This window comes from Burkholderia sp. BCC0322 (assembly GCF_902833045.1).
Taxonomy (GTDB): Bacteria; Pseudomonadota; Gammaproteobacteria; order Burkholderiales; family Burkholderiaceae; genus Burkholderia.
The window spans coordinates 36,848-59,148 of sequence record NZ_CADFDU010000006.1 but is presented as its reverse complement, the minus strand read 5'-3'; the positions used below and the strand labels follow the sequence as shown (position 1 = coordinate 59,148).

Genomic DNA, 22,301 nt, shown 5'->3' with positions numbered 1-22,301 from the left:
CGTTCCGTCAGTCAGGGTGCGGCGCCAGGCGCCGCACGGTTCATTATCGCGCGGGCCGTCGCCGGCCGATGCGCAGTTCGTGAGTTCAGATCTCGTCGAGCCGGCGGCCCGACAGCGCGCGCTTGATGCTCTTGTCCATCCGGCGCGCCGCGAATTCGTCGGTGCCGTCGGCCAACGCCTTGGTCGCCGCTTCGATCGCGTTCGTATCGTCGCCTTGCGCGACCGCACGCAGCGCCGCAGCCAACGTGTCGACTTGCGTGCGCTCGTCCGCGTCGAGCAGTTCGCCGTCGGCCGCCAGCGCAGCCTGCGTCGCCTCGAGCATCCGTTCGGCGTCGACCTGCGCTTCGCGCAGCGCGCGCGCGCGCATGTCGATTTCGGCGGTCTTGAAGCTGTCCTCGAGCATCTTCGCGATGTCGTCGTCGGCAAGACCGTACGACGGCTTCACGACGACCGATGCCTCGACGCCCGCCAACTGCTCGCGGGCGAACACCGACAGCAGGCCATCCGCGTCGACCTGGTAGGTCACGCGAATGCGTGCGGCGCCGGCCGTCATCGGCGGAATGCCGCGCAGTTCGAAGCGCGCGAGCGATCGGCAGTCGGCGACGAGTTCGCGCTCGCCCTGCACCACGTGGATCGCCATCGCGGTCTGGCCATCCTTGAAGGTCGTGAATTCCTGCGCGCGTGCGATCGGAATCGTCGAGTTGCGCGGAATGATCTTCTCGACGAGGCCGCCCATCGTCTCGACACCGAGCGACAGCGGAATCACGTCGAGCAGCAGCCAGTCGTCGCCCGTGCCGCGATTGCCCGCGAGCAGGTCGGCCTGGATCGCCGCGCCGAGCGCGACGACCTGGTCCGGATCGAGGTTCACGAGCGGCGGCTGGCCGAAATATTTCGCGACCGCATCGCGGATCACGGGCATGCGCGTCGCGCCGCCGACGAGCACGACACCCTTGATGTCGGCCGGCGTCACCTGCGCATCGCGCAGCGCCTTGCGGGTCGGCGTGAGCGTGCGCTGCACGAGCGGCTCGACGAGCGACGCGAACGTATCGTGGGAGATCGTCTGCACGAGATGCGCGCCCCCCGACAGCGTGACGTCGAGCGACGCCTGCGGGGCGGACGACAGCGCTTCCTTCAGCACGCGCACACGATCGAGCAGCAGGCGCACGTCCTCGGGCGCGAGCGTCCTCGCATCGATGCCGGCCTGCGCGAGCACGTGATCGAACAGCACATGGTCGAAATCGTCGCCGCCGAGCGCGGAATCGCCGCCTGCGGCCAGCACTTCGAACACGCCCTTCGTCAGCTTCAGGATCGACAGGTCGAACGTGCCGCCGCCGAGGTCATAAACCGCGTAGAGGCCTTCGGCCCCGTTGTCGAGACCGTAGGCGATCGCCGCGGCGGTCGGTTCGTTCAGCAGGCGCAGCACGTTGAGGCCCGCGAGGCGCGCGGCATCCTTGGTCGCCTGGCGTTGCGCTTCATCGAAATACGCGGGCACCGTGATCACCGCGCCGACTAGGTCGTCGCCAAGCGAATCTTCCGCGCGATGGCGCAGTGTCGCGAGAATCTCGGCCGACACTTCGACCGGGCTCTTCACGCCGTCGATGGTGCGGATCTGCACCATGCCCGGCGCATCGACGAATTCGTACGGCGCGTTCGCCGCGCCTTCGACCTCGGCCTTGCCGCGGCCCATGAAGCGCTTGACCGATACGATCGTGTTGCGCGGATCGGTCGCGGCCTGCTCTTTCGCTTCATGGCCGATGCGTCGGCCGCCCTTCTCGAGATAGCGGACCACCGACGGCAGCAGCACGCGGCCCGCTTCGTCCGGCAGGACTTCGGGCACGCTGTTGCGCACCGCCGCGACGAGCGAGTTCGTCGTGCCGAGATCGATCCCGACGGCGAGTCGCCGCTGATGCGGCGCCGGCGCCATGCCCGGTTCGGAAATTTGCAGTAAAGCCATCTTGGTTCGTTCGGGCGCTCGGCCCGTTTGCTGCGCGTGCCGCAAGGCACGCGGTTAAGTTTCGAGGCGCTCGATCTGCGCGCCCACTTCCGACGCGACCCGTTCGATGAACATCAGCTGGCGCACGGCCTCGGCGGCCGCCTGATCGGCGCCGCTGTCGAGCAGCGTGCCGAGGCGCTCCACACGCATGCGCCGCTCTTCGCGCAACTCGGCGAGCAGCGCGTCGAGCGCGTCGACGTTGCGGGCGGCCGCGGCATCCTCGATGCCCTCGCGCCACTCCATCTGCTGCATCAGGAACGCAGGCTCCATCGCGGTATTGTTTTCCGCGCCGATGTCGACGCCGCGCAGCGACAGCAGATACGACGCGCGCTTCAGCGGATCGCGCAGCGTGCGATACGCCTCGTTCGCGCGGGTTGCCCATTGCATCGCGATGCGCTTCTGCGCATCACCGGCCGCCGCGAAGCGGTCCGGGTGCACCTGCGTCTGCACCGTCCGATAGGCGGCGTCGAGCGCCGTCTCGTCGAGCGCGAATTGCGCCGGCAGGTGAAACAGGTCGAAGTGGCTGTCTTTCAGCGAGACCATCGTCGCGTTCAATTCCGGTTCGTCGCACGGCAAACGCCGCACATTAAAAAGGCGGCCCGTGCCGCCTCTTGCCCGCATCGCGCGGAGATCCGCGTCGTCACACGCGGAACGATTCGCCGCAGCCGCACTCGTCCTTCACGTTCGGGTTATTGAACTTGAATCCCTCGTTCAGGCCTTCACGTGCGAAGTCGAGCTCGGTGCCGTCGATGTAGGCCAGGCTCTTCGGATCGACGACGACCTTCACGCCATGGCTTTCGAACACCTGATCCTCGGGAGCCAGTTCGTCGACATACTCGAGCTTGTACGCGAGCCCCGAGCACCCGGTCGTGCGAACGCCAAGCCGCAGGCCCACACCCTTGCCGCGACGGACGAGGTATTTCTGGACGTGCTGTGCTGCTTTTTCGGTCAGTGTAATTGCCATGATGTCCTTGCCGCGGCGCGCCACAGGGACCCGCCGCGTTCCTTCACTCGCGTGCTCGATGCCGCTCAGGCCGCTGCCTGGTCGCCTTCCTTGGTGTCGTGACGCTTCTTGTAGTCCGCCACGGCTGCCTTGATCGCGTCTTCCGCGAGGATCGAGCAGTGAATCTTCACCGGCGGCAGCGCGAGTTCTTCGGCGATTTGCGTGTTCTTGATCGACAGTGCTTCGTCGAGCGTCTTGCCCTTCACCCACTCGGTGACGAGCGAGCTCGACGCGATCGCCGACCCGCAACCGTAGGTCTTGAACTTCGCGTCTTCGATCACGCCGTCCGCGCCGACGCGGATCTGCAGCTTCATCACGTCGCCGCAGGCCGGCGCGCCGACCATGCCCGTGCCGACCGTGTCGTCGTCCTTCGCGAACGAACCGACGTTGCGCGGGTTTTCGTAGTGATCCAGAACCTTGTTGCTGTAAGACATGACTCAGACTCCTTGACTCGTTACGTCTGCGTGCGCGAATCCGCCCGCGGGTATGTTCAATCCGGCGCTCAGTGTGCGGCCCATTCGATCGTCGACAGATCGATGCCTTCCTGGTGCATTTCCCAGAGCGGCGAGAGTTCGCGCAGCTTCGCGATCTTGCTGTTCAGCAGGTTGATCACGAAGTCGACTTCCTGCTCCGTCGTGAAGCGGCCGACCGTGAAGCGGATCGAGCTGTGTGCCAGCTCGTCGTTGCGGCCGAGCGCACGCAGCACGTACGACGGCTCCAGCGACGCCGACGTGCATGCGGAGCCCGACGACACCGCGACGTCCTTGATCGCCATGATCAGCGACTCGCCTTCGACGAAGTTGAAACTGATGTTGAGGTTGTGCGGGACACGACGCTCCATGTCGCCGTTCACGTACGTTTCCTCGATCTGCGACAGGCCGCGCAGCAGCTTGTCGCGCAGCATGCGGACGCGCTCGTTTTCCGTCGCCATTTCTTCGCGGGCGATACGGAACGCTTCGCCCATGCCGACGATCTGGTGCGTCGCCAGCGTGCCCGAACGCATGCCGCGCTCGTGGCCGCCGCCGTGCATCTGCGCTTCGATGCGCACGCGCGGCTTGCGGCGCACGTACAGCGCGCCGATACCCTTCGGGCCGTAGGTCTTGTGCGCCGAGAACGACATCAGGTCGACCTTCAGCTTCGCGAGGTCGATCTCGACCTTGCCGGTCGACTGGGCGGCGTCGACGTGGAACACGATGCCCTTCTCGCGGCAGATTTCACCGATCGTCTCGATGTCCTGGATCACGCCGATCTCGTTGTTCACGTGCATCACCGACACGAGGATCGTGTCCGGGCGCAGTGCGGCCTTGAACACGTCGAGGTCGATCAGGCCGTCATCCTTCACGTCGAGGTAAGTGACTTCGAAACCGTCACGCTCGAGCTCGCGGCACGTGTCGAGTACGGCCTTGTGCTCGGTCTTCACCGTGACGATGTGCTTGCCCTTGCCCTTGTAGAAGTTCGCGGCACCCTTGATCGCGAGGTTGTCCGACTCCGTTGCACCGGACGTCCAGATGATCTCGCGCGGATCCGCGTTCACGAGCGCGGCTACGTTCTCGCGCGCTTCCTCGACCGCACGCTCCGCGTCCCAGCCATACGCGTGGCTGCGCGACGCCGGGTTGCCGAACTGCTCGCGCAGGTACGGCACCATCTTGTCGACCACGCGCGGGTCGACCGGCGTCGTCGCGCTGTAATCCATGTAGATGGGCAGGTGGAGAGTGTCTTGGGTCATCTGTCGCTCCGGGAATTCTGTGCAGGGACTATGTGCGTTATGGGGTATCGCGGCGCCTTCGCGCTCACGAACTCGCGATGTTGAACACCGAATTGGGGCCGAGCGGCATCGTGCGCACCGGTTCGGCCGGCGCGGCGACGGGCTCCGGCGCGCGCCGGTCGCGCAGCACCGCTGGGGCGCCCTCGCGAGCGCGCTGCTGATCGACGAGATCCTGCAGCGACACCGAATCGAGGTATTCGACCATCTTCTGGTTCAGCGTCGACCACAGCTCGTGCGTCATGCAATGGCCGTCGGGCTGCTTCGAGCCGTCGCAAGTGCCTTTGCCGCCGCACTGCGTGGCGTCGAGCGGTTCATCGACCGCGATGATGATGTCGGCGACGGTGACGTCCTGCGCGCGACGCGCGAGGTTGTAGCCGCCGCCCGGGCCGCGCACGGATTCGACGATTTCATGCCTGCGCAGCTTGCCGAACAGCTGTTCGAGATACGAGAGCGAAATCCGCTGGCGCTGGCTGATGCCTGCAAGCGTCACCGGGCCCTGCTCCTGGCGCAGTGCCAAGTCAATCATCGCCGTGACGGCGAAACGGCCTTTGGTGGTGAGTCTCATGGTGTCTAGGGGACTGCAATCTTGACGATTTTGGTCAAGTATAAATATTTGACGTTTTTAGTCAAGTATCCATATCTTTGAAAGGGTATTCGCAGATCGCTGAATACCGCGATCAGCGCTCCATGCGGGCCCGGAGCGTCTCCAGCAGGCCCGCGCACGCGCGCTCGACCTGATCGAGCACCTGCTCGAAGCCCTGCGCGCCGCCGAAATAGGGATCGGCCACTTCGGTTTCGGTCGAATCCGGCGCGAATTCCATCAGCAGGCGCACTTTGTCTTGATACTGCGGCGGACAGCGGCGGCGCAACTCCGCGAGATTCGCCTCGTCCATCGCGAGCAGCAGGTCGAAGCGCTCGAAATCCGCCGCGCTCACCTGTCGTGCGCGCAGCGTCGACAGGTCGTAGCCGCGGCCACGTGCGGCCGCCTGCGCACGCGTATCGGGTGACTCGCCGACATGCCAGTCGCCCGTCCCAGCCGAATCGATCGCGATCCGGTCCGCCAGCGCGGCCGCGTCGACCTGGTGACGCATCACGCCTTCCGCGGTGGGCGAACGGCAGATGTTGCCGAGACAGACGAAACAGATCGAAACGCGGGTCATCGCACTATCGCAAAGCCGCGGCAAGCCGCGTGGGAGAACAACACGCCATTATACAAAGGCGGCCGAAATCGCGCCGCCGCGCAAAGCGACGGCGCCATGCGTTACAGCGCCTTCGGCGCGGCGAGCACGACGTCGCCGGATGCCGCCGGCAGCGGCGTCGCCGCGTCGCCGACCAGCCCGAACGACACCGCGCGCGCCAGCTCAGCGGAAGCCTGGTGAACCGCGAGCGGACCGCGCGACGGCGCCTCGGCCATCGCATGCAGATAGGCAGCCGCGGCCAGCGGAACGACGATTGCCAGCGGCCAGTACATCGATATTGTCTTTTTCATGATGCGGACCTCCTTGACCCCGTACCCCGAAACCCAATTCCGGGGACTACAGACAGGATTCTATAGGCCGCATCTATCGAGATAAATATGCAAATAGCGAACGCACTGTTGTCGCCGGATGAACAGTCGTCAGCCGAGGTGGCTTTGCGACGCCGCGTACAGTTCGCGGAACGTGCGCCCGGTCGGTGTCGGCATGTCGCGCGTGTCCATCCAGCCGCCCATCAGCGGCAGGCGCCGCAGCATGCCGCCGTTGCCGCCCAGCCGCTCGAGGAGGCGTACCGCGAGCTTGGTCGTCAGCGCGTACAGCATCGGCCGCCGCGCGACGAAGCCCCAGGCGGCGAGCGCCGCGCGCTCGCGCCACGGCCGCAGGTGCCGCTCGACCTGCTTCTCACGCAGCGTGCGCAACAGGTGCGACAGCGGAATCCCGGCCGGGCACACGCTGTCGCATTCCCCGCACAGGGTGGCCGCCTGCGGCAGGTCGAGCGAGCGGTCGAGCCCGACGTAGCTCGGCGTCAGCACGGACCCCATCGGCCCCGGGTAGACCCAGCCGTACGCATGGCCGCCAACCTTCTGGTAAACCGGACAATGGTTCATGCATGCGCCGCAGCGGATGCAGCGCAGCATCTCCTGGAATTCGCCGCCGATCAGCCCGGTGCGGCCGCCGTCGACGAGCACCACGTAGTTGTGCTCGGGACCGTCCTCGTCGTCCGGCCCGCGCGGCCCGGTCAGCAGCGAGAAGTAGTTCGACGTCTTTTGCCCCGTCGCGGAGCGTGGCAGCAGGCGCATCGCGGTCGCGAGATCCTCGAGCGTCGGCAGCACCTTCTCGATGCCCGTCACCGCCACATGCACGCGCGGCATCACCGTGCACATCCCCTCGTTCCCTTCGTTCGTCACGATCGCGACCGAGCCCGTCTCGGCGATCACGAAGTTGCCGCCCGTCACGCCCATGTCGGCCGACATGAAATGCGGGCGCAGCACCTCGCGCGCCTCGCGCGTCATGTCCGGGATTTCGGTGAGCCGCTCGCGATGGTGCGTGCGCGCGAACAGGTCGGCAATCTCGTCCTTGTCCTTGTGCACGACGGGCGCAATGATGTGGCTCGGCGGCTCGTTGTCGTTGATCTGCAGGATGTATTCGCCGAGATCCGTCTCGATCGACTGCACGCCCATCTCCGCGAGCACCGCGTTCAGGCGCATTTCCTCGGACACCATCGACTTGGTCTTGATGACCTTCTTCACGTCGTGACGGCGCGCGATGTCGGCCACGAGCCGCGCGGCATCCGCGGTCGTTTCGGCGAACAGCACCGTCGTGCCGCGCCGCGTCGCCTCGCGCTCGAACGCCTCGAGCCACACGTCGAGGTTCTCCAGCGCGCGGTCGCGGCGGGCCTTCAGTGCGGCGCGCGTGGCCGGGAAGTCGATCGCGGTCATCGCGTCGGCGCGCGCGGACACGAATTTCGTCGACAGCTTCTTCAGGTTCTGCTGCAGGCGCTGGTCGGCCAGTTTCTGGCCGGCGCGCGCCTTGAAATGCATCGATTGGACTTGCATCGCGGTATCGGGGGAAAAGTGAGCGGAACCGGGCGTCAGACGTCGCCCGCCAGCACCTGCGCGACGTGCAGCACGCGCGTGTCGCGGTCGCCGGTGCGGCGCAACCGCCCTTCGATGTTCAGCATGCAACCGAGATCGCCGAGCACGACGGCGCCCGTACCGGACGCGCGCACGTTCGCGCATTTCTCGTCCGCGATGGCCGCCGAAATGTCGCCGTACTTGATCGCGAACGTGCCGCCGAAGCCGCAACAGTGCTCGCAGTCCTTCATCTCGGTAACCGCGATGCCGCGCTGCGCGAGCAGCGCGCGCGGCTGCGCTTTCACGCCGAGCTCGCGCAGGCCCGAGCACGAATCGTGGTAGGTGACGGGCCCCGTGAATTCACCCGGCGCGAGCGACACCTTCGCGACGTTCGCCAGGAAATCGGTCAGTTCGAAGACCTTCTGCTGGAACCGCAGGTAGCGCCCCATCAATTCGGGGTCGTCGCGGAACAGGTCGCCGTAGTGCGCGCGGATCATCCCGCCGCACGAACCCGACGGCGCGACGACGTAATCGAACTGCTCGAACTCGCGCAGCGTCTTTTCCGCGAGATCGCGTGCGAGCGCGCGGTCGCCCGAGTTGTAGGCCGGCTGGCCGCAGCAAGTCTGCGCGGGCGGCACGATCACCTCGTAGCCGGCGTCGCGAATCAGCTTGAGCGCCGAAAAACCGATTTCGGGGCGCATCAGATCGACCAGGCAGGTCACGAACAAACCGACTCGCATACGTGCTCCTTCGAGAAAACGGCTCTCATTATCCGCCGTTTGGCCGGCAAGACCAACGCGGGCTTGCGCGCAAGCCCGCACTGCACGAAACGAGGACTTCCTCGAACGGCGTTCGCTTTTTTCACAATACGAGATACAATCGGCGCAACTCCGCTTGACGCGTCAACCGATTTCTCCCCCGACATGAGCCAACCCACCCCGGATTCAAAAACGTCGATCCAGGTGATCGAACGCATGATGCGGTTGCTGGACGCGCTCGCCGCGCACAGTGACCCTGTCAGCCTGAAGGAGCTTGCGCAGCGCACGGAGCTGCACCCGTCGACCGCGCACCGCATCCTCAACGACATGGTGACCTGCCGTCTCGTCGATCGCTCCGATCCCGGCACGTACCGCCTCGGCATGCGGCTGCTGGAGCTCGGCAACCTCGTGAAGGCGCGCCTGTCGGTACGCGACGCGGCGCTGATGCCGATGCGCGAGCTGCACCGTCTCACCGGGCAGACCGTCAACCTGTCGGTGCGCCAGGGCGATGAAATCGTCTACATCGAGCGGGCATATTCGGAGCGCTCGGGGATGCAGGTCGTCCGCGCGATCGGCGGCCGTGCGCCGCTGCACCTCACGTCGGTCGGCAAGCTGTTCCTCGCGGCCGACGAGACGTCGCGCGTGCGCGCCTATGCGACGCGCACGGGGCTATCCGGCCATACGCAGAACAGCATCACCGACATCGCGAAGCTCGAGCGCGAGTTGACGATCGTCCGCCAGCAATCGTGCGCACGCGACAACGAAGAGCTGGAGCTCGGCGTGCGCTGTATCGCGGCCGGCATCTACGACGATTCGGGCAAGCTCGTCGCGGGCCTGTCGCTGTCGGCGCCGGCCGATCGTCTGCAGGATGCGTGGCTCGGCCAGTTGAGCCGCACGGCCCTCACCATTTCGGAATCGCTCGGCTACCGGCCGGCGCCCGCGAAGGAGACGGACGGGCTGCAGCGGCAGGCGTAAACCGCTTCCGCGCACCCGACGAAAAAGCCCCGCGAATGCGGGGCTTTTTTTCGGCCGCAGGCGAGGCGGCGAACCGCCGCCCATCGTGCGATCAGGTCCCGCCGTTCGGCGTGTTGGCCGCCGTCAGGCGCTCGCCGCCGCCGGCATCGAGCCAGTTGCGCAGACGCGCCGCATCGGCGAAGCGCGAATACTTGCCGAACGAATCGAGCAGCACCATCACCATCGGCTTGCCGTGAATCGTTGCCTGCATCACGAGACATTCGCCGGCTTCGTTGATGAAGCCCGTCTTCTGCAGACCGATGTCCCACGAGCCGTTGCCGCGGATCAGCGCGTTCGTGCTGTTGTAGACCAGGTTGCGCTTGCCCGTGTAGACCTCGTAGGTGCGATCGGTCGAGAACTGGCGGATCATCGGGTACTGGTACGCCGCATTGACCATCTTCACGAGGTCGCGCGCGCTCGACACGTTCGAGCTCGACAGGCCCGTCGAATTCTCGAAGTGCGTATCGGTCATGCCGAGCGACTTCGCCTTCGCGTTCATCGCGGCGATGAACGCCGGACGGCCACCCGGGTAGTAGCGCGACAGCGCGGCGGCCGCACGGTTTTCCGACGCCATCAGCGCGATGTGCAGCATGTCTTCGCGCGACAGCACCGAGCCGACCGACAGGCGCGAGCCCGTGCCCTTCTCGTAGTCGCGGTCTTCATCGGTGACTTCGAGCTGGTCCGTCATGGGCGACTTCGAGTCGAGCACGACCATCGCCGTCATCAGCTTCGAGATCGACGCGATCGGCACGACGGCGTGCGAATTCTTGTCGAACAGCGGCTCGCCCGAGTTCTGGTCGACGACGTATGCAACGCTCGAACGCAGCGCGAGCGCGTCCGGCGTGTCGTGCAGGCCGAAGGCCTGGCCGACGGTCGGCCGGCGCGGCTGGAACGCGACCTTGCGGACTGCGCCGTGATGGCCGCCATGCACGTTCGACGCGAGCGTCACGCGCTTGCGCGACGCCTTCGCGCGCGGCGCGTCGGCGGCCGCAACCTTCGCGGATTTGTCGGAGCTGGCCTTGGCCGACTTCTTCTTCGCGGACGAAGCAGGAGCGACGGCCTTTTTCTTGGCAGCTTGCTGGGTTTTCGCAGTGGCGGCAAAGGCGTCAGCAGGCGCGACGGACGCGGTGGTCGCCAGCAAGGCGACTGCGACCGACACAGCCGTGCCGAGCGTCATGCTCTGCAACAATCTGCGCGGTGAAAACGATTCGGCTTTCATTGGGGTCTGGACAAAGCGGGCGGGAGGTTTCCGCAAGTGTAGTTAAAGCTGAAAAAAAGAGCAATATTAGGCACTTACCGATCGTCGTTAAACCGGAATGTAAGGGGCGGCCAACCTCTGACCAATGAACCCTCCCGCTCCCATCGAAAAAATTCATGGGATGCGCTGCCCGACAGTACCCGTCTCCCGATTACACACGGTTAATTGAGATAACGTCACTTCGGAGGCGATTTAAAGCGGGGAAACTACGTATCCGGCGCTCGGGGTGCCTGGGGCGCCGGTCTCGGCCGCGGCGACGGCACTTCGCCACGGTACGCGCATCGAAACGGCGCGTTTTCGACAGGAACAGAAGGATAACGTTCCACGGGCCTGTCAGGTTTACCTGTGCGTGATCATGGTGCGCCGCCCCTGCCCCGCCGTCGTGCGCACCATCTGGGATCACGCCTGAAACCGATTCCGAGCGGACACGATAACTTGTTGTTTTATCGATAATTTGTCACGATTGTGCAACGCACAAAAAATACTTGACAATGGTTTTCTCTGCCCTAAAATAAGCCTCATTGCTGCGTTGCACAAAGCACGCGCATCCGAGGTTCCCCAGCGTAGTGCCCTTTATCCTGCGATCGACGCGATCGCTTTTCAGGAGCTTGACATGTCCTTGCTGACCCCCGAGCAAATCGCCGCCGCCCAGAAAGCCAACCTCGAAAGCCTGTTCGGTCTGACGACCAAGGCGTTCGAAGGCGTCGAAAAGCTGATCGAACTCAACCTGCAGGTCGTGAAGTCGACGCTGGCCGAAGGCCAGGAAAACGCACAGCGTCTGCTGTCGGTGAAGGACGCACAGGAACTGATCGCGCTGCAAGCCAGCCTGTCGCAACCGGTCGCGGAAAAGGTGCTGTCGTACGGCCGTCACCTGTATGAAATCGCATCGTCGACGCAAGCCGAGTTCGCGAAGGTTGCCGAAGCGCAATTCGAGGAGCAGAACAAGAAGGTCCAGGCGCTCGTCGACAACGTCGCTAAGAACGCCCCGGCTGGTTCGGAAACGGCTGTCGCTGCACTGAAGTCGGCACTGAACGCTGCGAACACCACGTACGAAACGGTTCAGAAGGCAACGAAGCAAGCCGTCGAAATCGCTGAAACGAACTTCAACGCTGCTGCTGCCGTCGCAACGAAGGCTGCTACCGCCGCTGCGGCACGTCGTACCAGCAAGCCGGCCGCGTAAGCGTCCCCTGCTCCTGAAAGAGCCGCGCCCAGCGCGGCTTTTTCGTTTCTGGTGCCGGAACACACTGGAACCGGCACGTTGCGGACCGTTCCCGAACGGTCGTTTCATCGGCCGCATGCAAAAGAAAACGCCGCCGCCCGGATTGCCCGGGAGGCGGCGTTTTTTCATGGCCGGTAGATTGCCGGCCAAGCCGGCCGCGTTACTTCTTGCGTTGCGGCGGCAGGTCCGTACAGACGCCTTCGTACAGCTCGGCGGCCATGCCGACCGATTCGCCGAGCGTCGGGTGCGGATGGATCGTCTTGCCGATGTCTTCCGCGTCCGCGCCCATCTCGACGGCGAGGCACACTTCGCTGATCAGGTCGCCCGCGTTCAGGCCGACGATCGCGCCGCCGATCACGCGATGGGTTTCCTCGTCGAAGATCAGCTTCGTGAAGCCTTCGTCACGGCCGTTCGCGATCGCGCGGCCCGATGCGGCCCACGGGAACACGGCCTTGCCGTACTTGATGCCTTCGGCCTTGCACTGGTCTTCCGTCTTGCCGGCCCAGGCCACTTCCGGATCGGTGTACGCCACCGACGGGATCTGCAGTGCGTCGAAGTACGCCTTCTCGCCGTGCGCGGCTTCCGCTGCGACGTGGCCTTCATGCACGGCCTTGTGCGCGAGCATCGGCTGGCCGACGATATCGCCGATCGCGAAGATGTGCGGGACGTTCGTGCGCATCTGCTTGTCGACGTCGATGAAGCCGCGATCCGTGACCGCGACGCCTGCCTTGTCGGCGCCGATCTTCTTGCCGTTCGGGCTGCGGCCCACCGCGACGAGCACGAGGTCGTAGCGCTGCGCTTGCTCCGGCGCCTTCTCGCCCTCGAACGTCACGTAGATGCCGTCTTCCTTCGCTTCCGCGCCGACCGTCTTGGTCTTCAGCATCACGTTGCCGAAGCGCTTCGCGTTGTACTTTTCCCAGACCTTCACGAGATCGCGGTCGGCGCCCATCATCAGGCCGTCCATCATTTCGACGACGTCGATCTCGGCGCCGAGCGTCGAGTACACCGTTGCCATTTCGAGGCCGATGATGCCGCCGCCGATCACGAGCATGCGTTTCGGCAGCTGGCGCAGTTCGAGTGCGCCGGTCGAATCGACGACGCGCGGGTCTTCCGGCATGAACGGCAGCTTCACGGCCTGCGAGCCCGCGGCGATGATCGCCTGCTTGAACTTCACGACCTTCTTGCCGTTTTCGCCCTGCACTTCCATGTGATACGGATCGACGAATGCGCCGACGCCCGTGACCACTTCGACCTTGCGTGCCTTCGCCATGCCGGCGAGGCCCGTCGTCAGCTTCTTGACGACGCCGCCCTTGAAGTCCCGCAGCTTGTCGAGATCGACTTCCGGCTTGCCGAACGTGATGCCGTGCGACGCGAGCGCCGCGGCTTCCTCGACGACGAGCGACGTATGCAGCAGCGCCTTCGACGGGATGCAGCCCACATTCAGGCACACGCCGCCGAGCGTCGAGTAGCGCTCGACGAGCACCGTCTTCATGCCGAGATCGGCTGCACGGAACGCGGCCGAGTAGCCACCGGGGCCGGCACCGAGCACGAGCATGTCGCATTCGATGTCGGCGGCACCTGCGTAGCTGCCGGCTTGCGGCGCGGGTGCCGGAGCGGCTGCAGCCGGTGCCGGCGCAGCGGCTGCAGGCTTGGCTGCCTCGGGTGCTTTCGCGGGCGCGGCGGCGCCAGCCGTTGCTTCGACGATGGCGATGACGGTGCCTTGCGAGACTTTCTCGCCGGCCTTGACCTTGATTTCCTTGACGGTGCCGGCGACGTCGCTGGGCACTTCCATGGAGGCTTTGTCCGATTCGAGCGTGATGAGCGTCTGCTCTTTTTCGATCACGTCGCCCGGCTTCACGTTGACTTCGATGACATCGACGCCGCTGAAATCGCCGATATCCGGAACCTTGACTTCGATGAGACTCATTACTGTCCCCTTCTTGATTAGCTGCAGACAGAGGGGGAGAAACCCGCGGAAGAACTACGGCCCGGCAAAAGAAAGACCGCGACGCTGGACAGGACCACCTTTGCCGTCCGCCCAAGGACGCGCCTTTCTTTTGGTTACTTTTCTTTGGAAGACAAAGAAAAGTGACCGCCGCCCCGCGCAGGGGCGACGCTAGCAGACCGTCAAGAAAGCCAGTTCAACGACAAAGCGTGGATAACAGACAACAAACCCACGCCCCCGCGAGCAAACTCCCCGCTCATCAAAGAATGATGCGACGGAAATCCGCGAGCAACGCGCCGAGATACGCATTGAACCGCGCGGCTTCCGCGCCATCGATCACGCGATGGTCATACGACAGCGACAGCGGCAGCGTCAGACGCGGCACGAACTGCTTGCCGTCCCACACCGGCTTCATCTGGCCGCGCGACAACCCGAGAATCGCCACTTCCGGCGCGTTGATGATCGGCGTGAAGTTCGTGCCGCCGATCCCGCCGAGCGACGAGATCGAGAAGCAGCCGCCCTGCATCTGGTCCGGCTTCAGCTTGCCGTCGCGTGCGGCCTTCGACAGCTCGGCCATTTCCTTCGCGATATCGACGAGACCCTTCTTGTCCGCATCACGAATCACCGGCACGACGAGACCGTTCGGCGTGTCCGCGGCAAAACCGATGTGGTAGTACTGCTTGAACACCAGGTTGTCGCCGTCGAGGCTCGCGTTGAAGGTCGGGAATTTCTTCAGCGCAGCGACAACCGCCTTGATCACGAACGCGAGCATCGTGAACTTCACGCCCGCCTTCTCGTGTTCCTTGTTCAGCTGCACGCGCAGTGCTTCGAGTTCGGTGATGTCCGCTTCGTCGTTGTTCGTGACGTGCGGGATCATTACCCAGTTGCGATGCAGGTTCGCGCCCGAGATCTTCTTGATGCGCGACAGCGGCTTCGCCTCGAACGGGCCGAACTTCGAGAAGTCGACCTTCGGCCACGGCAGCAGGTTCAGCTCGCCGCCGCCTGCCGGCGCGGCTGCCGCGGCCGGCGCTGCGCGCTGGCCCGTCATCACGCCCTTCACGAAGCCCGTGACGTCTTCCTTCGTAATGCGGCCCTTCGGCCCCGAACCCTGCACGCGTGCAACATCGACGCCGAGTTCGCGCGCGAATTTGCGCACCGACGGCGATGCGTGGCTGGCGCGGTATTCGCCCGACGCGGCGGCCGGAGCCGGCGCAGCAGCAGCCGGTGCCGGTGCGGCCTTCGCGGGGGCCGCGGCGGGTGCCGGCGCCGGCGCCGGTGCGGCCGCGGCCGGAGCCGGTGCGCTCGCCTGCGGCGCGGCAGCCGCACCTGCGGCTTCGAGCAGCACGATCAGCGTGCCTTCCGACACCGAATCACCCACCTTGACCTTGATGTCCTTCACGACGCCCGCGGCCGGGCTCGGCACGTCCATCGTCGCCTTGTCCGACTCGAGCGTGACGAGCGACTGCTCCTTCTCGACCGTGTCGCCGACCTTCACGCCGATCTCGATCACCGGCACATCCTTGTAGTCGCCGATGTCAGGGACCTTCACTTCGAGCGTGCCGCCGGCTGCAGCCGGTGCGGCCGCCGGTGCAGCAGCAGCCGGTGCCGGCGCTGCCGCCGGAGCCGGCGCGGGAGCAGCCGCGCCGTTCGCCTGCGCCGCGGCGGCGCCTTCGAGCAGGATGATCAGCGAGCCTTCCGACACGGAATCGCCCACCTTGACCTTGATTTCCTTCACGACGCCGCCTACCGGGCTCGGCACGTCCATCGTCGCCTTGTCCGACTCGAGCGTGACGAGCGACTGCTCCGGCTCGACGGTATCGCCGACCTTCACGCCGATCTCGATCACCGGCACATCCTTGTAATCGCCGATATCCGGCACCTTCACTTCGATCGCTTGACTCATCTGTTTCTGTCTCCATGGCCGTGCGCGCCCCTCGCTAAGGCGGCGCACGGCATCACACGGCGTGTGCGTTAAACGGTCATCGGGTTGGGCTTCGACGGATCGAGGTTGTACTTGGCGATCGCTTCCGCGACCACCTTGCGCTCGATCGTACCCTCGTCGGCCAGCGCGTTGAGCGCGGCGACGGTGACCCAGTGACGGTCGACTTCGAAGAAGTGACGCAGCTTCTCGCGGGTATCCGAGCGGCCGAAGCCGTCCGTGCCCAGCACGACGAAGCGGCGATCGATCTGGCCGCGGATCTGGTCGACCAGTGCGCGGACGTAGTCGGTCGATGCGATGACCGGGCCCTGCGTGTCCTTCAGGCACTTCTGCACGTGCGACAGACGACGCTCCTCGGTCGGATGGAGCAGGTTCCAGCGTTCGACCTGGTGGCCTTCACGCGCCAGCTCGGTGAAGCTCGGCACGCTCCACAGGTCGGCGGCGACGCCCCAGTCGTTCTTCAGCAGGTCGGCGGCAGCAATCACTTCGTTGAAGATCGTGCCCGCGCCGAGCAACTGGACGCGCGGCGCCTTCTTGTCGGCGTCGGCCTTCTTGAACGCGTACATGCCCTTGATGATGTCGGCCGCCACGTGCTCGCCCTGCGGAATCGCCGGGTGCTCGTAGTTCTCGTTCATCACCGTGATGTAGTAGTACACGTCTTCCTGGTCCTGCACCATGCGGCGCAGGCCGTCCTGGACGATCACCGCGAGTTCGTAGCCGAACGTCGGGTCGTAGCTCACGCAGTTCGGCACCGATGCCGCCCACAGGAGCGAGTGGCCGTCTTCGTGCTGCAGGCCTTCGCCGTTCAGCGTCGTGCGGCCCGCGGTACCGCCGAGCAGGAAGCCGCGCGAACGCATGTCGCCCGCGGCCCATGCCAGGTCGCCGATCCGCTGGAAGCCGAACATCGAATAGAAGATGTAGAACGGCACCATGATCTCGCCGTGCGTCGAGTACGACGTCGCCGCAGCGATCCAGTCGCACATGCCGCCCGCTTCGTTGATGCCTTCCTGCAGGATCTGGCCGGTTTCCGATTCCTTGTAGAACATCAGCTGGTCGGAATCTTCCGGCACGTACTTCTGGCCTTCCTGGTTCCAGATACCGATCTGGCGGAACAGGCCTTCCATGCCGAACGTACGCGATTCGTCCGGGACGATCGGCACGACGCGCTTGCCCAGCGCCTTGTCCTTCAGCAGGATGTTCAGGATCCGCACGAACGCCATCGTCGTCGAGATCTCGCGGCCTTCGCCCGTGCCCTTCAGCAGCGGCTCGAATGCGTCGAGCGCCGGCACCGGCAGCGACGTCGCCTTCTCGCGGCGATGCGGCAGGTAGCCGCCGAGGTCCATGCGCTTCTGGCGCATGTATTCGAGCTCCTTCGAGCCTTCCTCGAACTTCAGGTACGGGACGTCGGCGATCTGCTCGTCGGTGATCGGCAGGCGGAACTGGTCACGGAACTTCTTCAGTTGCTCGACCGGCAGCTTCTTCTGCTGGTGCGTGATGTTCATCGCCTGGCCCGACTCGCCCATCCCGTAGCCCTTGATGGTCTTCGCGAGGATGACGGTCGGCGCGCCCTTCGTGTGCGTGGCTTCGTGGAAAGCCGCGTAGATCTTGTGCGGATCGTGGCCGCCGCGGTTCAGCGCCCAGATGTCGTCGTCCGACCAGTCGGCGACGAGTGCCTTCAGTTCAGGCGTGTTGAAGAAGTGCTCGCGCACGAACGCGCCCGATTCCGACTTGTACGTCTGGTATTCGCCGTCGACCACTTCCATCATGCGGCGCATCAGTGCGCCCGTCTTGTCGCGCGCGAACAGCGCATCCCAGCGGCTGCCCCAGATGACCTTGATCACGTTCCAGCCGGCGCCGCGGAATTCCGATTCCAGTTCCTGGATGATCTTGCCGTTGCCGCGCACCGGGCCGTCGAGACGCTGCAGGTTGCAGTTGATCACGAACACGAGGTTGTCGAGCTTCTCGCGGCTCGCCATCCCGATCGCGCCGAGCGATTCCGGTTCGTCCGTCTCGCCGTCGCCGAGGAACGCCCACACCTTGCGGCCTTCCGTCTTCGCGATGCCGCGCGCCTGCAGGTACTTCATGAAGCGCGCCTGGTAGATCGCCATGATCGGGCCGAGGCCCATCGACACGGTCGGGAACTGCCAGAAGTCCGGCATCAGCCACGGGTGCGGGTACGAAGAAATGCCGTTGCCGTCGACTTCCTGGCGGAAGTTGTCGAGTTGCTCTTCCTTCAGGCGGCCGAGCAGGAACGCGCGCGAGTACACGCCCGGCGACGAGTGGCCCTGCACGAACACGAGATCGCCGCCGTGCTGGTCGGACGCTGCATGCCAGAAGTGGTTGTAGCCGACGTCATAAAGCGTCGCGGCCGACGCGAACGATGCGATGTGGCCGCCGACGTTCGTATCCTTGCCTGCGCGCAGCACCATCGCCAGCGCATTCCAGCGCGTGTACGAACGGATGCGGTGCTCGATATCCTGGTCGCCCGGGATCTTCGCCTGAGCCTCGACCGGAATCGTGTTGATGTACGGGGTATTCGCGGAAAACGGCAGATGCTCGCCATGCATGCGCGCGAACTCGATCTGCTTTTCGATCAGGTAGTGCGCGCGGCCGGTGCCCACGGAGGAGATCACGCCATCGAGCGACTCCAGCCACTCGACGGTTTCTTGCGGGTCGTCGTCACGTTCGGCGGCGACATATTTCATCACTTCGTTCGGTACAGCGGACATTCTCGTCTCCTGGGTCCTGGAATGTGAGGATCGCTCTCGTGCAGACGACGCGACGCGACCGGCTGCGGGCAAGCTCCGACGGATTGTAATGAGCGTGCGCGGGCGGGCGCAACAAAATTTTCGAATAGTGAGATCTTTTCTCGTAATACGGAATATTGCTGCGCTGCACCCATTTTCCGGGGCTCTCCGGCGCGTCCCCGCTGAACAAATCCGTTTCCGTTCAACATATCCGGTATAGGTTTTCCATGTATTGCGCTGCGCTACAATCCTGCCATGTTGACCGATCGGCTTTTCGCACGCTCGGCGCGACCGTCGGGCCCGCCGGCGGAGTCGCAGCCGTCCCGTTGGCACCACGGACCGTGGTGGTCCAATTCCTATTTGCTGACGCCACTGCTGTCGATCCTCGTGTTCCTCGTGGTGATGAGCCTCATCCTGTGGAGCCTCAATCGTCGCGAACAGCAACAGCAGGAAGACACCCTCTTCCGTAACGTCGCGTGGGCGCAGCAGCAGATTCGCCTGTCGATGACGGGTGCGCAGGAACAGCTCCAGGCGCTGTCGCGCGATCTCGCAGCCGGCCGCCTCGATCAGAACGCGTTCCAGATGGCCGTCGCGGACGTGATGCAAACGCATCCGGAAATCCTCTACCTGAACTGGTACACGACGCCCGGCGTACAGCGCTGGCCGACCGTGCATCCGCCGCTGCTCGGCCAGCGGCTCGCGAAGCCCGGCGAAGCGCAGATGCAGGACGCCGTGCGCGGCGCCTACGACGAGGCGCGCAGCACGCGCCGCCAGGCCTATTCGCCGCTGCTCTACGACGACTTCGGCAACGGCTTCATCACGCTGCAGACACCGGTGATGCGCGGCGATCGCGAGTACCTCGGCTCGATCGCCGCGGTGTTCTCGGTCGAAGGCATCCTGAAGCACGATATCCCGCAGGAGCTGTCGTCGAAGTACAAGATCTCGATCACCGACGCGAACAACCGCGAACTGTCGTCCACGTCGACGCGCCCGCGCCTGCCGCGCGACTCGCACTACGACCTGCCGCTCGATCCGCCCGGCCAGGGGCTGACCGTGCGCGTGTACGCATTCCCGCAGCTCACGAACCTGACCAACAACACGCTCGTGTGGCTCGTCGCAGGCCTGTCGTGCTTCGTACTGTGGAGCCTCTGGAGCCTGTGGAAGCACACGCGCCAGCGCTTCGAGGCGCAGCAGGCGCTGTACGCGGAAGCGTTCTTCCGCCGCGCGATGGAAAATTCGGTGCTGATCGGCATGCGCGTGCTCGACATGCACGGCCGCATCACGCACGTGAACCCCGCGTTCTGCCGGATGACGGGCTGGGACGAAACCGACCTCGTCGGCAAGGTCGCGCCGTTCCCGTACTGGCCGCGTGACGCGTACCCGGAAATGCAGCGCCAGCTCGACATGACGCTGCGCGGCAAGGCGCCGAGCTCGGGCTTCGAGCTGCGCGTGCGGCGCAAGAACGGCACGCTGTTCCATGCGCGCCTGTACGTGTCGCCGCTGATCGACAGTTCGGGCCGCCAGACCGGCTGGATGTCGTCGATGACCGACATCACCGAGCCGAAGCGAGCGCGCGAGGAACTCGCGGCCGCGCACGAGCGCTTCACGACGGTGCTCGAAAGCCTCGACGCCGCGGTGTCGGTGCTGGCTGCCGACGAGGCCGAGCTGCTGTTCGCGAACCGCTACTACCGCCACCTGTTCGGCATTCGCCCGGACGGCCATCTCGAGCTGTCGGGCGGCGGCTTCGACCGCGCGCAGGCATCGTCCGACTCGATCGACATGGTCGACGCGTTCGCGGGCCTGCCGGCCGCCGCGCTGACGAGCAGCACCGCCGATGCGCAGGAGGTATACGTCGAGAGCATCCAGAAGTGGTTCGAGGTGCGCCGCCAGTACATCCAGTGGGTGGACGGCCACCTCGCGCAGATGCAGATCGCGACCGACATCACGACCCGCAAGAAGGCGCAGGAACTCGCGCACCAGCAGGAAGAGAAGCTGCAGTTCACGAGCCGATTGATGACGATGGGTGAAATGGCGTCGTCGATTGCTCACGAATTGAACCAGCCGCTCGCCGCGATCAACAACTACTGCTCGGGCACGCTCGCACTCGTGAAGAGCGGACGCGGCACGCCGGAGACGCTGCAGCCCGCGCTGGAAAAGACCGCGCAGCAGGCGTTGCGCGCGGGGATGATCGTCAAGCGGATCCGCGAATTCGTGAAGCGCAGCGAGCCGAAGCGCCAGCCGGCGCGGGTCGCCGACATCGTCGCCGACGCGGTCGGGCTCGCCGAAATCGAGGCGAGGAAGCGCAGGATCCGGATCGTCACGGAAATCCTCGCAAGAATGCCTATTATTTATGTCGACCCCGTGCTGATCGAGCAGGTACTCGTGAACCTGATGAAGAACGCGGCCGAGGCAATGGCCGACGTGAAGCCGGCGTCGGCGGACGGCGTGATCCGCGTCGTCGCCGACATCGAGGCGGGCTTCGTCGACATCCGCGTGATCGACCAGGGCCCGGGCGTCGACGAAGCGACCGCCGAGCGCCTGTTTGAACCGTTTTACAGCACCAAGTCCGATGGCATGGGCATGGGGCTGAATATCTGCCGTTCGATCATCGAATCGCATCGGGGGCGTCTGTGGGTGGTCAACAACGTCGAGCCGGATGGCCGCATATCCGGCGCGACGTTCCACTGCAGCTTGCCCATTGGGGAACCCGCTGATCTCGGCCAAGGGGGGCGCGAGGCATCGGCATCACATACCGTTACGGGAGAACTATGAATAGCCCTGTCACCACCACTCAGGAAACCGTCTTTGTCGTTGACGACGACGAGGCCGTACGGGACTCGCTGCGCTGGCTGCTGGAGGCGAACGGCTATCGCGTTCAATGCTTCTCGAGCGCCGAGCAATTCCTCGATGCCTACCAGCCGGCCCAGCAGGCCGGCCAGATCGCGTGCCTGATCCTCGACGTCCGGATGTCGGGCATGAGCGGCCTCGAACTGCAGGAACGCCTGATCGCCGACAATGCCGCGCTGCCGATCATCTTCGTCACGGGTCACGGCGACGTGCCGATGGCCGTCTCGACGATGAAAAAGGGTGCGATGGACTTTATCGAGAAACCGTTCGACGAAGCCGAGCTGCGCAAGCTCGTCGAGCGGATGCTCGACAAGGCCCGAAGCGAAAGCAAGAGCGTCCAGGAACAGCGTGCCGCGAGCGAACGCCTGTCGAAGCTGACCGCGCGCGAGCAGCAGGTGCTCGAACGGATCATCGCGGGCCGCCTGAACAAGCAGATCGCCGACGATCTCGGCATCAGCATCAAGACGGTCGAAGCGCACCGCGCGAACATCATGGAAAAGCTCAACGTCAACACGGTGGCCGACCTGCTGCGCCTCGCGCTGTCGAAGAAGCAGGCCTGAGCGTTCGCGGGCCGCGGCGGCACTGCCCGCCCGGCCTGACCGCCCCGCGCGATGCGGCCCACTCGCGCGGCGGCGGCCTTTCCTCCCGGCGCGCGAGCGCCGCGGCCATGGCGCTTCCTGCTGATTTGCTGTCGGACGGCAGCAGGCGAACGGTATAATCGCGTGCTTTGCTGCGACGCTTCGGGCGCCGCACGACCGCATTCC

General features: G+C 65.1%; 18 protein-coding genes. 4 read left to right on the top strand and 14 right to left on the bottom strand.

Going from position 1 to position 22,301, the window contains the following annotated elements; genetic code table 11:
• Positions 1–85: 85 nt before the first annotated feature.
• The 10 genes from hscA to HWX39_RS18470 form a co-directional block, all read right to left on the bottom strand.
• A complete protein-coding gene (hscA, locus tag HWX39_RS18515; RefSeq protein WP_175969438.1) occupies positions 86–1,954 on the bottom strand; it encodes a Fe-S protein assembly chaperone HscA in 1,869 nt (622 codons plus the stop codon).
• Positions 1,955–2,008: 54 nt separating this feature from the next.
• Positions 2,009–2,536: a Fe-S protein assembly co-chaperone HscB gene (hscB, locus tag HWX39_RS18510; protein ID WP_039364764.1), complete on the bottom strand. Its 528-nt coding sequence runs from the start codon at positions 2,534–2,536 to the stop codon at positions 2,009–2,011.
• A gap of 97 nt (positions 2,537–2,633) precedes the next feature.
• The gene (iscA, locus tag HWX39_RS18505; RefSeq protein WP_011885413.1) at positions 2,634–2,957 is read right to left on the bottom strand and encodes an iron-sulfur cluster assembly protein IscA; all 324 of its coding nucleotides are present in this window, start codon (positions 2,955–2,957) and stop codon (positions 2,634–2,636) included.
• Positions 2,958–3,022: 65 nt separating this feature from the next.
• The gene (iscU, locus tag HWX39_RS18500) at positions 3,023–3,430 is read right to left on the bottom strand and encodes a Fe-S cluster assembly scaffold IscU (protein WP_006481982.1); all 408 of its coding nucleotides are present in this window, start codon (positions 3,428–3,430) and stop codon (positions 3,023–3,025) included.
• 68 nt (positions 3,431–3,498) lie between these two features.
• Positions 3,499–4,722 (bottom strand): IscS subfamily cysteine desulfurase, encoded by a 1,224-nt coding sequence (locus tag HWX39_RS18495; RefSeq protein WP_175969437.1) that lies wholly within the window; start codon positions 4,720–4,722, stop codon positions 3,499–3,501.
• A 64-nt stretch (positions 4,723–4,786) separates the two neighbouring features.
• Positions 4,787–5,326, bottom strand: coding sequence for a Fe-S cluster assembly transcriptional regulator IscR (gene iscR, locus HWX39_RS18490; RefSeq protein WP_006401955.1), 540 nt, complete (start codon positions 5,324–5,326; stop codon positions 4,787–4,789).
• A gap of 112 nt (positions 5,327–5,438) precedes the next feature.
• Entirely contained in the window at positions 5,439–5,921 is a 483-nt protein-coding gene (locus tag HWX39_RS18485) for a low molecular weight protein-tyrosine-phosphatase (RefSeq protein ID WP_175969436.1), read from the bottom strand.
• Positions 5,922–6,022: 101 nt separating this feature from the next.
• The gene (locus HWX39_RS18480; RefSeq protein ID WP_069248357.1) at positions 6,023–6,250 is read right to left on the bottom strand and encodes a hypothetical protein; all 228 of its coding nucleotides are present in this window, start codon (positions 6,248–6,250) and stop codon (positions 6,023–6,025) included.
• A gap of 129 nt (positions 6,251–6,379) precedes the next feature.
• Positions 6,380–7,792, bottom strand: a complete 1,413-nt coding sequence (locus HWX39_RS18475; RefSeq protein WP_175969435.1) for a lactate utilization protein B — start codon at positions 7,790–7,792, stop codon at positions 6,380–6,382.
• Positions 7,793–7,827: 35 nt separating this feature from the next.
• A complete protein-coding gene (locus HWX39_RS18470) occupies positions 7,828–8,550 on the bottom strand; it encodes a (Fe-S)-binding protein (protein ID WP_175969434.1) in 723 nt (240 codons plus the stop codon).
• A 183-nt stretch (positions 8,551–8,733) separates the two neighbouring features.
• Here HWX39_RS18470 and HWX39_RS18465 point away from each other — a divergent pair, with 183 nt between their 5' ends.
• Positions 8,734–9,543: an IclR family transcriptional regulator gene (locus tag HWX39_RS18465; RefSeq protein ID WP_175969433.1), complete on the top strand. Its 810-nt coding sequence runs from the start codon at positions 8,734–8,736 to the stop codon at positions 9,541–9,543.
• A gap of 91 nt (positions 9,544–9,634) precedes the next feature.
• Here the strand turns inward: HWX39_RS18465 and pbpG are convergent, their stop codons facing one another.
• A complete protein-coding gene (gene pbpG / locus HWX39_RS18460) occupies positions 9,635–10,801 on the bottom strand; it encodes a D-alanyl-D-alanine endopeptidase (protein ID WP_175969432.1) in 1,167 nt (388 codons plus the stop codon).
• A gap of 652 nt (positions 10,802–11,453) precedes the next feature.
• Here pbpG and HWX39_RS18455 point away from each other — a divergent pair.
• Positions 11,454–12,020 carry a phasin family protein gene (locus tag HWX39_RS18455; protein WP_039364780.1) on the top strand — a complete coding sequence of 189 codons (567 nt, stop codon included), beginning with the start codon at positions 11,454–11,456 and terminating at the stop codon, positions 12,018–12,020.
• Between the two features lie 199 nt (positions 12,021–12,219).
• Here the strand turns inward: HWX39_RS18455 and lpdA are convergent, their stop codons facing one another.
• The 3 genes from lpdA to aceE form a co-directional block, all read right to left on the bottom strand.
• Positions 12,220–13,986: a dihydrolipoyl dehydrogenase gene (lpdA, locus tag HWX39_RS18450; protein ID WP_175969431.1), complete on the bottom strand. Its 1,767-nt coding sequence runs from the start codon at positions 13,984–13,986 to the stop codon at positions 12,220–12,222.
• Positions 13,987–14,263: 277 nt separating this feature from the next.
• A complete protein-coding gene (gene aceF, locus HWX39_RS18445; protein WP_175969430.1) occupies positions 14,264–15,907 on the bottom strand; it encodes a dihydrolipoyllysine-residue acetyltransferase in 1,644 nt (547 codons plus the stop codon).
• A 68-nt stretch (positions 15,908–15,975) separates the two neighbouring features.
• On the bottom strand, positions 15,976–18,672 hold the full coding sequence (aceE, locus tag HWX39_RS18440; protein WP_175969429.1) for a pyruvate dehydrogenase (acetyl-transferring), homodimeric type: 2,697 nt from the start codon (positions 18,670–18,672) through the stop codon (positions 15,976–15,978).
• A 273-nt stretch (positions 18,673–18,945) separates the two neighbouring features.
• Here aceE and fixL point away from each other — a divergent pair, with 273 nt between their 5' ends.
• Together fixL and fixJ are read left to right on the top strand one after the other, a co-directional pair.
• Complete coding sequence (fixL, locus tag HWX39_RS18435; RefSeq protein ID WP_175969428.1) at positions 18,946–21,462, top strand: oxygen sensor histidine kinase FixL; 2,517 nt, start codon at positions 18,946–18,948, stop codon at positions 21,460–21,462.
• Complete coding sequence (gene fixJ, locus HWX39_RS18430; protein WP_006493245.1) at positions 21,459–22,097, top strand: oxygen response regulator transcription factor FixJ; 639 nt, start codon at positions 21,459–21,461, stop codon at positions 22,095–22,097. Before fixL ends, fixJ begins: the two co-directional genes overlap by 4 nt.
• Positions 22,098–22,301: the final 204 nt, after the last annotated feature.

Excerpts from the sequence above, each read along its gene's own strand:
- hscA (WP_175969438.1), bottom strand. The coding sequence starts at position 1,954 with ATGGCTTTACTGCAAATTTCCGAACCGGGCATGGCGCCGGCGCCGCAT.
- hscB (WP_039364764.1), bottom strand. The coding sequence starts at position 2,536 with ATGGTCTCGCTGAAAGACAGCCACTTCGACCTGTTTCACCTGCCGGCG.
- iscA (WP_011885413.1), bottom strand. The coding sequence starts at position 2,957 with ATGGCAATTACACTGACCGAAAAAGCAGCACAGCACGTCCAGAAATAC.
- iscU (WP_006481982.1), bottom strand. The coding sequence starts at position 3,430 with ATGTCTTACAGCAACAAGGTTCTGGATCACTACGAAAACCCGCGCAAC.
- HWX39_RS18495 (WP_175969437.1), bottom strand. The coding sequence starts at position 4,722 with ATGACCCAAGACACTCTCCACCTGCCCATCTACATGGATTACAGCGCG.
- iscR (WP_006401955.1), bottom strand. The coding sequence starts at position 5,326 with ATGAGACTCACCACCAAAGGCCGTTTCGCCGTCACGGCGATGATTGAC.
- HWX39_RS18485 (WP_175969436.1), bottom strand. The coding sequence starts at position 5,921 with ATGACCCGCGTTTCGATCTGTTTCGTCTGTCTCGGCAACATCTGCCGT.
- HWX39_RS18480 (WP_069248357.1), bottom strand. The coding sequence starts at position 6,250 with ATGAAAAAGACAATATCGATGTACTGGCCGCTGGCAATCGTCGTTCCG.
- HWX39_RS18475 (WP_175969435.1), bottom strand. The coding sequence starts at position 7,792 with ATGCAAGTCCAATCGATGCATTTCAAGGCGCGCGCCGGCCAGAAACTG.
- HWX39_RS18470 (WP_175969434.1), bottom strand. The coding sequence starts at position 8,550 with ATGCGAGTCGGTTTGTTCGTGACCTGCCTGGTCGATCTGATGCGCCCC.
- HWX39_RS18465 (WP_175969433.1), top strand. The coding sequence starts at position 8,734 with ATGAGCCAACCCACCCCGGATTCAAAAACGTCGATCCAGGTGATCGAA.
- pbpG (WP_175969432.1), bottom strand. The coding sequence starts at position 10,801 with ATGAAAGCCGAATCGTTTTCACCGCGCAGATTGTTGCAGAGCATGACG.
- HWX39_RS18455 (WP_039364780.1), top strand. The coding sequence starts at position 11,454 with ATGTCCTTGCTGACCCCCGAGCAAATCGCCGCCGCCCAGAAAGCCAAC.
- lpdA (WP_175969431.1), bottom strand. The coding sequence starts at position 13,986 with ATGAGTCTCATCGAAGTCAAGGTTCCGGATATCGGCGATTTCAGCGGC.
- aceF (WP_175969430.1), bottom strand. The coding sequence starts at position 15,907 with ATGAGTCAAGCGATCGAAGTGAAGGTGCCGGATATCGGCGATTACAAG.
- aceE (WP_175969429.1), bottom strand. The coding sequence starts at position 18,672 with ATGTCCGCTGTACCGAACGAAGTGATGAAATATGTCGCCGCCGAACGT.
- fixL (WP_175969428.1), top strand. The coding sequence starts at position 18,946 with ATGTTGACCGATCGGCTTTTCGCACGCTCGGCGCGACCGTCGGGCCCG.
- fixJ (WP_006493245.1), top strand. The coding sequence starts at position 21,459 with ATGAATAGCCCTGTCACCACCACTCAGGAAACCGTCTTTGTCGTTGAC.